This window comes from Leisingera sp. S232 (genome assembly GCF_049800895.1).
Taxonomy (GTDB): Bacteria; Pseudomonadota; Alphaproteobacteria; order Rhodobacterales; family Rhodobacteraceae; genus Leisingera.
On sequence record NZ_JBNAFX010000065.1, the window covers coordinates 1 to 4,975 of the forward strand.

Below are 4,975 nucleotides of genomic sequence, written 5' to 3' on the forward strand. Positions count from 1 at the left end.
CGAGATACTGCGCGCTTCGCAACGCTTCGGCAGGGCGCTGTGGAAACGATGGAGTGGTTATCACATCCGAAGTCGCGTGGAGGCCAAAATGCTATGCCTCAAGGCATTCGGCGAACGCATCATGGCGAGGGACCCAGACAGACAAACCGCCGAAATCCACATCCGCATCGCTCTCATGAACCGATTCTCGGCCCTCGGCACCGCCGAGATCGTGTGTGATGGATGAATCCGCCGCGGAAAGGGGAAGCTCGTCCTCAAAACGAGTTGCGCAACAACGCCGATTTGATCGGTACTTCACGCACAGGTTCGCCGAACTTCTTGCCAACTACCTAAAGCGAGAAGAGCCAAGCGATGAGATCATAGAGTTGCTGCTGAACGCAGGCGTTACTCTAAAGTTGACCTTAAAACTTCTCGCTGAACAAAGAGATCGCCCGTTCCGAACCATTCGGAATAAGGTTCAACCCGAGCTTTTCTACCTGACAACTCAGCAAACCAAGGAAATTGACAAGCTCTTTAAGAAGGTAGGGCTTCACAACCTAACGGATAGAGTGTGCAAGAAATCAAAAAAGAAAAGGCTTAGAGATCGGGTTAATAAAGCAGTTTACCGACGGCACTCAATTGCACATGAAGCGGATTTGCACAGTCACCACAAAGTCAGCAAGTTAAGCGTGAGTACAGTCGAACTTTGGTTGGATGCTCTAGAGGAATTCGTCTCTCTATCTGACGGAATCATAGCGACTGAAATGAAGAAGAAAAAGTAGCCATTCTCCCGCAACACAAGGCCCGCGCCTGACCTTGGGGAGGCGTGAATGCGCCTTCCCGGGGGGAAGGTCAGGCGCGGGCCGTGCGGCTAGCGCCCCACGTCCCAGGGACATCCTGCCAGCGCCGCTCTTTGACTTGCACGGTTGGGTGCGAGGGGCTCCGCCCGTCCACACTTCAAACCGTCCCCCGGACGGTTTGCCGCTGCGCGGACCAGCGTGAACTCCCGGGAGGGGAGTTGAGACCCTCCAGGAAACTGTGCGGACGACAGTTTCAGGTCGAAACGGGCAGAGCCCAAACAGGCGCGGGCCGGGCCGCTGCGCGACACGCCCCAAGAAGCACACCGCCCTGACTTCATCTTTCTAAAAATACTCTCGCCGAAGGCAGACACAGACAGGGCCGCAGGCTATCCGGTCAAGAAAAACCACCCCCGTTGCGCCAAACCCCGATCCACCGCGCGCCCCGCTTCCCCTGCCTTAACCCCGCTCTGCCATACTCCAATCCGTCGCGACACGCCGGTGCGGGCTGACACCCCGCACCAACAGGAGACACGGGAACCCCCAGGACCATCTCTTCATAGGGTCCGGGGTTCTCCGCACAACGGAAGCTTTCGAGCGGACATGGGGACGTAGCATACCCCTGCCCGGCCCTCCGCCTCCGGCCCCTCCGGGCCACTTGGCGGCGCCGCCCCTTCTTAACCGGCCTGCACATCACGGCCACACAAGCCAAACGGCCCGTCGGCTCCAGACAGTCAATCGGGCAGACAAATACCGGACCGGGGCACACTCCCGCCCGGCCAAACCCGCGCATCCGGTGACAGCTTCGTGAGGGCGGTTGCCTGAAACCGCTTTCTCTTCTTATGGTTAGGACAGCCAACCACAGCAGGGAAACAGCCATGGCCTTTATCGCGGACAACCAGCTGCCCCTCCTGATCCTGTTCTTCCTCACCGGCCTCATCGGCACAGCCGTCCTGTTTCGCAAACCTGCAGGCCATCGCGCCTGGAAACTGGCGGATCTGGTCTGGGTGGTCCTGGGCGGTTTCGGCGCGCTGGTCGCCGTCGTTTCCGGCATCTACGCCGCCGACTCCTCGCGCCTCGAACGTCAGATCGACATCGCCTATGCCGCCACTGCGGCTTTCGACCGCGACGCCGCCCGCTTCCGCCTGCGCTTCTGCGACCCCGCCTATGACGCCGACATCGCGGTCCTGTGCGAGAAGGTCGAATTCCTCTCGGCCTCCACCGCAGGCAACGCCGAATTGCCGCTGTTCATCGCGGTGACGGATGAGGTCGCCCCGCTGCAGGGGCTCAGCTTCCTGTTCGGCACAGGCCGCACGGAAATGGACGAGATGAAGGACATGGAGGCCCAGGCCAGCGCCTTTGACCCAGAGGCTTTTCTGGTTTTCACCGCACTCGACGCACCCGCGCAGGCCGCCGTCGACACCATGCGCCGCAAGGTCCCCGCCATCGCGGGCGACTTCCTGATCATTGCACGCGCCTATGACGGCCTCATTGCCCATGTCTCCAAGCTCAAGGATGAATGGGAATACCTGCAAGCAAACGCCCATATCCTGGTCCTGCAGATTATCGCGCTGTGCCTTGTCAGTTTTGCCGCCCCCTTCCGGCTCAGCAAATCCATTGTCGAGCTGCGCCAGCACCGCTAACCTGATCCTGCCCCAGCAGAGGTTCCCCATGCGCACCTTCGACGAGATCTATACCATCTCTGCCACCCGCCACGGCGGCGCAGACGCGCTGGAAGCGAAACTCGCCGCACCAGACCCAGGCGTCACCAGCCTGCCCGAGGACCGCTGGCTGTCAGTGATGACCAAATGCATCTTCCAGGCGGGCTTCAACTGGAAAGTGATCGAGGCCAAATGGGACGGGTTCGAGGAGGTCTTTCACGGCTTCGATCCCGGCCCCTGCGCCTTTATGGACGACCGAGAATTCGACGCCATCCTTGGCGACACGCGTGTGGTCAGAAACGGCGCCAAACTCGCCACTATACGCGCAAACGCCGCTTTCCTGATGGAGCTGCGCGACCAGGGTGGCGCGGGCGCGGTGCTGGGCGGTTGGCCCTCTGCCGACTACACCGGCCTGCTGGAGATGCTAAAGAAACGCGGCAGCCGTTTGGGGGGAAACACGGGGCAATACGCCATGCGCTTTGCCGGACGGGACAGTTTCATCCTCAGCCGGGATGTCACCGCCCGTCTGATTGCCGAAGGGGTCATCGACAAGCCCGCCGCGTCCAAGACTGCAATGAAGTCCGTGCAGGCCGCCTTCAACACCTGGATGCAGCAATCGGGTCGCTCTCTCACCGAAATCAGCCGCGTGCTGGCTCTGAGCTGCTGAGGCGGGGCTTCATATGATCCGCTGCCTGCTCCTCTTCCTGCTGATCCTCGCCGCCTGCGGCCGCCCGCTGACCGAAACAGAGCGCGCCTATCTCGCCGGGCTGCATGGACCCAGCCTCAACGCGGACCAGGTCCGCATTGTGAACGGCGCGCCGCTGGGGGCCGTTACCTTCCGCCGCATGCCGCGCCCGCGCGTGACCTGCCGCGAACGTATCCTGCCGCCGGTAAAAGAAGAGATCGTCACCGCCAAACCCGCTGCAGTGGCCCTGTTCAACCGGATCTTCTTCACCCGTGACTGGTATCTGGACAACTACCTGCCGGACTACCCGGACCGCCTGCATCTGGTGGAGGCAATGCTGCTGGCGCATGAGGCCACCCATGTCTGGCAATGGCAGAACCGCAGGCAAACCGGCTACTCGCCGCTTCGGGCAGCCGCAGAACATGGCCAAAGCCGCGATCCCTATCTGTTTGACCTGGAGGGGGATCCGGAGTTCGGCACCTACGGGTTTGAACAGCAGGGCGCCATCATCGAGGAATACGTCTGCTGCCGCGCCCTCGCCCCTCAGGCCGCACGCACCGGGCGGCTCCACCGGATGCTGTCTGCAGCAATGCCGGTCAGCCCGTTGCCACACAGCCGAGAGCAGGACGTCTATCTGCCCTGGAAGGATGCGGAGCTGAACGGTATCTGCGACTAACCCGCCGATGTCCGGCGCCGCGACGAAGCCCTTGTGCTGCACCGGGGTTTGCGTCCACAAACCCGCACACGACAGCTGCAGGAGCCGCCCCATGACTCATTACGCCCTCATCATGCTGGCCGCAGGCCTCGGCATTCCGGTCCTGGCTGCGCTGAACGCAGCACTCGGCAAGCTCATCGGCTCCCCGGCCTCTGCCGCAGTGGTGCTGTTCCTGATCGCGCTGGTTGCCACATCGCTATATGCGCTGATCGCAGGCCCGCAGGCCCTGGCCAAGATCCCCGCTGCACCAAAGCATCTGTTGCTGGCGGGCGTGCTGGTTGCTTTCTACGTACTGTCGATCACCCATGTGGCGCCGCATTTCGGCGTCGGCAACGCGGTGTTTTTCGTGCTGATCGGCCAGCTGATCTCCGCTGCTGCCATCGATCATTTCGGATTGTTCGGCGCCCAGATCAGCCCGTTGACCCTGACCCGCGCGGCGGGCATTTCAGTGATGGCACTGGGGGTCTGGATCACCCAGCTGGCCTAACCTGACACCTTCTTCACAAACTGCGACTTCAACCCGATCGGTCCGACACCCGGCACCTTGCAGTCAATGTCGTGATCGCCCTCCACCAGCCGGATGCCGCGCACCTTGGTGCCGACCTTGATGACTGAGGACGTGCCCTTCAGCTTCAGATCCTTGATCACCGTCACCGTATCCCCGTCTGCCAGCAGATTGCCGACACTGTCACGCACGTCCTTGGTCTCGCCCCCAGCGTCCCCGGCAGCCCACTCATGGGCGCATTCGGGGCAGATCAGCAGAGCATCCTGTTGATAGACATAGGCGGATGAACATTCGGGGCACGGCGGCAGAGTATCGGTCATAAGCAAGCTGGTAGCCGACAAACCGGATCAACACGGCGTTGTTGCGCAACTCGTTTTGAGGACGAGCTTCCCCTTTCCGCGGCGGATTCATCCATCACACACGATCTCGGCGGTGCCGAGGGCCGAGAATCGGTTCATGAGAGCGATGCGGATGTGGATTTCGGCGGTTTGTCTGTCTGGGTCCCTCGCCATGATGCGTTCGCCGAATGCCTTGAGGCATAGCATTTTGGCCTCCACGCGACTTCGGATGTGATAACCACTCCATCGTTTCCACAGCGCCCTGCCGAAGCGTTGCGAAGCGCGCAGTATCTCG

General features: G+C 61.5%; 6 protein-coding genes and 2 pseudogenes. 6 read left to right on the forward strand and 2 right to left on the reverse strand.

Features of this window, described 5'->3' with window-relative positions; all coding sequences use genetic code 11:
* The 6 genes and pseudogenes from ACP151_RS20895 to ACP151_RS20920 all read left to right on the forward strand — a co-directional run.
* Positions 1–226 (forward strand): annotated as a pseudogene (locus ACP151_RS20895) (IS5/IS1182 family transposase); the annotation flags it as partial.
* Complete coding sequence (locus ACP151_RS20900) at positions 219–761, forward strand: hypothetical protein (protein ID WP_424980742.1); 543 nt, start codon at positions 219–221, stop codon at positions 759–761. The pseudogene ACP151_RS20895 and the gene ACP151_RS20900, both read left to right, overlap by 8 nt.
* Positions 762–1,654: 893 nt before the next feature.
* Positions 1,655–2,419 carry a hypothetical protein gene (locus ACP151_RS20905; RefSeq protein WP_424980743.1) on the forward strand — a complete coding sequence of 255 codons (765 nt, stop codon included), beginning with the start codon at positions 1,655–1,657 and terminating at the stop codon, positions 2,417–2,419.
* Between the two features lie 28 nt (positions 2,420–2,447).
* Entirely contained in the window at positions 2,448–3,104 is a 657-nt protein-coding gene (locus ACP151_RS20910) for a DNA-3-methyladenine glycosylase I (protein WP_424980744.1), read from the forward strand.
* A gap of 13 nt (positions 3,105–3,117) precedes the next feature.
* Positions 3,118–3,798, forward strand: coding sequence for a hypothetical protein (locus ACP151_RS20915; RefSeq protein WP_424980745.1), 681 nt, complete (start codon positions 3,118–3,120; stop codon positions 3,796–3,798).
* Positions 3,799–3,889: 91 nt separating this feature from the next.
* Positions 3,890–4,324: a DMT family transporter gene (locus ACP151_RS20920; RefSeq protein WP_424980746.1), complete on the forward strand. Its 435-nt coding sequence runs from the start codon at positions 3,890–3,892 to the stop codon at positions 4,322–4,324.
* Here ACP151_RS20920 and ACP151_RS20925 read toward each other — a convergent pair.
* Positions 4,321–4,662 carry a zinc ribbon domain-containing protein YjdM gene (locus ACP151_RS20925; RefSeq protein ID WP_424980747.1) on the reverse strand — a complete coding sequence of 114 codons (342 nt, stop codon included), beginning with the start codon at positions 4,660–4,662 and terminating at the stop codon, positions 4,321–4,323. The two genes, ACP151_RS20920 and ACP151_RS20925, sit on opposite strands and share 4 nt — an antisense overlap.
* A gap of 87 nt (positions 4,663–4,749) precedes the next feature.
* A pseudogene (locus tag ACP151_RS20930) lies at positions 4,750–4,975 on the reverse strand (IS5/IS1182 family transposase); the annotation flags it as partial.